Source organism: Mycobacterium sp. E3247, from assembly GCF_001667785.1.
GTDB lineage: Bacteria > Actinomycetota > Actinomycetes > Mycobacteriales > Mycobacteriaceae > Mycobacterium.
Genome location: NZ_LZJG01000400.1, coordinates 1 through 3,309 on the forward strand (window position 1 = coordinate 1; position 3,309 = coordinate 3,309).

The 3,309-nt window shown below is 68.6% G+C and carries 1 protein-coding gene and 1 pseudogene; one reads left to right on the top strand and one right to left on the bottom strand.

From position 1 onward, the window contains the following. The coding region (locus A9X04_RS31070) for an AMP-binding protein (protein ID WP_304442407.1) at positions 1 to 688 on the bottom strand (688 nt) is incomplete at its 3' end. 18 nt (positions 689 to 706) lie between these two features. Here A9X04_RS31070 and A9X04_RS21340 point away from each other — a divergent pair. Next, positions 707 to 3,309 (top strand): annotated as a pseudogene (locus tag A9X04_RS21340) (condensation domain-containing protein); the annotation flags it as partial.

Consider the following 3,309-nt stretch of genomic DNA (forward strand, 5'->3'; position numbering starts at 1 on the left):
CCGGCGACCCGATCGGCGGCGCCCCCGAGCCCGCCACCAACGGAGCACTCTTGGCCACCCACATCGTGGTCTCCGTGGGCCCGTAGACGTTGACCATCACCCGCCCCGGCGCCCACCGGTCCACCACCGCCGCGGGGCACGCCTCGGCCCCCACCACCAGCGCCGCCTCCAGCCCCTGCGGGGACAACACCCCCACCGCGGACGGTGTCTGGGTCAACACCGACACCCGCTGCCCAATCAACAACGCGTGCAGGTCATCCGCGCACCGCACCACGGCGTCGGGCACCACCACCAGGTGGCCCCCGTGCAAGAGCGCACCCCAGATCTCCCACACCGAAAAATCGAAGGCCAGGGAATGGCACTGCGACCAGACCTGTCCCGCCGCCAGCAATCCATCACCGGCCAGCGCCTCGAACAGTTGCGTCACGTTGCGGTGCGTGACCGCCACCCCTTTGGGCACGCCCGTCGTGCCGGACGTGTAGATCACGTGCGCCACGTCGTCTGCGGCCGGCCCGACCGGCGGGTCGCACGGTTGGCCCTCGATCGCCGGATCGTCGATTTCGACCACGACGCCCAGGGACCCATCCAACCGCGGCCGCAGGCCCGGGGAAACGATCACCGCCACCGGTGCGGCGTCGGCGAGCATGAACTGCACCCGGTCCGCCGGCGACGCCGGATCAATCGGCACGTAGGCGGCCCCCGCCTTGAGCAGGTCAAGCTCCGCGGCTATCGCATCGAGCCGGGTGAAATCCAGACAGCGCTAACGGATTTGGCCGGGGTCGAGCAGGCGGCGGTGATCGTGCGTGAGGACAACCCCGGCGACAAGCGCCTGGTCGCCTACCTGACCGGCACGGCGGATCCCGACCTTGTGCGCACCGCCCTGGGCGAGCGGCTCCCCGCCTACATGATCCCGGTCGCGATCGTCCGCCTGCCCGCCCTGCCCCTGACCCTCAACGGCAAACTCGACACCCACGCGCTGCCCGCACCGGAATACGCCGGTCGTGGCTTTCACGCCCCCGCCACCCTCACCGAACAGGTCCTGGCCGGCATCTACGCCAAGGTTCTGGGCGTTGCCCGGGTGGGGGTCGATGACTCCTTCTTCGAGCTGGGCGGGGATTCGCTGTCGGCCATGCGCCTGGTCGCCGCGGTGAACGCCGCTCTGGATGCCAACCTTTCGGTGCGGGCGTTGTTCGAGGCGCCGACCATTAGCCTGCTGGTGCCCCGCCTGAACGAGGGAGAGGGCCGGCTTCCGCGGGTGGTGGCCGGGGCGCGGCCGGCGGTGGTGCCGTTGTCCTTTGCCCAGTCCCGGTTGTGGTTCCTCGACCAGCTGCACGGGTCGTCCCCGGTGCACAACATGGCCGTGGCCTTGCGCTTGCGCGGGCGGCTTGATGCCGATGTCCTCGGGACGGCGCTCGCCGACGTGGTGGCCCGGCATGAAAGTCTTCGCACGATCTTCGTCGCGCCCGACGGGACCCCGCAACAAGTGGTCGTCCCGGTCGGGCATTTCGATTTCGGCTGGCACGTCGTCGATGCTGGCGGCTGGCCGGAAGCCCGGTTAGCGGAGGCCGTTGAGCGGGCGGCACGCTACTCGTTCGACCTGACCGTCGAGATTCCTTTGCGGGCAACCCTTTTCCGGGTCGCGGAGGGTGAGCATGTGTTGGTGGCGGTGGCTCATCATATTGCCGCTGATGGGTGGTCGATCACGCCGTTGGTGCGTGATTTGGGGGTGGCGTATGCCAGCCGGTGTGGTGGTGAGGCGCCCGCGTGGGCGCCGCTGGCGGTGCAGTACGTGGATTACACGTTGTGGCAGCGGGCGCGGTTCGGGGATTTGGATGATCCGCGTAGTGCGATCGCGGGGCAGTTGGCGTATTGGCAGGACGCGTTGGCGGGGATGGCGGAGCGGCTGGAGTTGCCGACCGATCGGCCCTATCCCTTGGTGGCCGATTATCGGGGCGCGCGGGTGAGCGTGGAGTGGCCCGCGCAATTGCAACAGCGAGTAAGGGAGCTGGCCGGTGGGCACGGAGCAACCAGTTTCATGGTGGTCCAGGCCGCGTTGGCGGTGGTTTTGGGCAAGCTGGGTGCGACTTCGGATGTGGCGGTGGGTTTTCCGATCGCCGGGCGTCGTGATCCTGCGCTTGATGAGTTGGTCGGATTTTTCGTCAACACGTTGGTCTTGCGCACCGACTTGGCTGGAAATCCGGCCGTGGCTGAGCTCCTGGCACAGGTGCAACAACGCAGCCTGGCCGCCTATGAACACCAGGACGTACCCTTCGAACTCCTCGTCGAGCGGCTACACCCCACCCGAAGCCTCAGCCACCACCCCCTGATCCAGGTCGTCCTCGCCTGGCAGAACCTGCCCTGGCAACACAGCGGGCCCGCCGCGGGACTGGCGCTGGGCGACGTCGAGGTCACCCCGGTGCCGGTGGACACCCATGTCGCGCGGATGGATTTGGTGTTTTCGTTGGCTGAGCGTTGGAGTGAGGATGGTCGGCCCGCCGGGATTGGTGGGGCGGTGGAGTTTCGCACGGATGTGTTCAACACCGCTCGGGTGGAGGCGGTGGTCGCGCAGGTGTATCGGGTGTTGGTGGCCATGGTGGCCGATCCGGGGCGGCGGTTGTCGTCGATCGATGTGCTGGAGGAGTCCGAGCGTGCGCGGCTCGACGAGTTGGGCAATCGGGGGGCGCTGAGCGCTCCGGTGTCGACGGGGTTCTCGATTCCGGGGTTGTTCGGCGCGCAGGTGGGGCGTGCGCCGGAGGCGGTGGCGATCACCGAGGGGGAGCGGTCGTGGACGTATCGGGAGGTTGATGAGTGGTCGACTCGGTTGGGGCGCTTGCTTGTTGAGTATGGTGCCGGGCCGGGGGAGTGTGTGGCGGTGTTGGCCGAGCGGTCGGCTCAGGCCGTGGTGGCGATCCTGGCGGTGCTCAAGGCCGGGGCGGCCTACCTGCCCATCGACCCGGCCCTGCCGGGAGCACGCATCGAATTCATGCTCACCGACGCCGCGCCGATCGCCGCGATCGTCACCCCCGAGTTGCGGGCCCGGCTCGACGGGTTCGACCTCGCCGTCATCGATATCGGCGAGGCCGCCGTCGAGGCGCAATCCAGCGACGGGCTCCCGGCGCCGTCGCCGGAGGACATCGCCTACGTCATCTACACCTCCGGCACCACCGGGGTCCCCAAGGGTGTCGCCGTGCCGCACCGCAACGTCACCCAGCTGCTGGAGTCGGTGAACCGTGAACTGGCGCTGGGTCGGGTGTGGTCGCAATGCCACTCGCTGGCCTTCGACTTCTCGGTCTGGGAGATCTTCGGGTC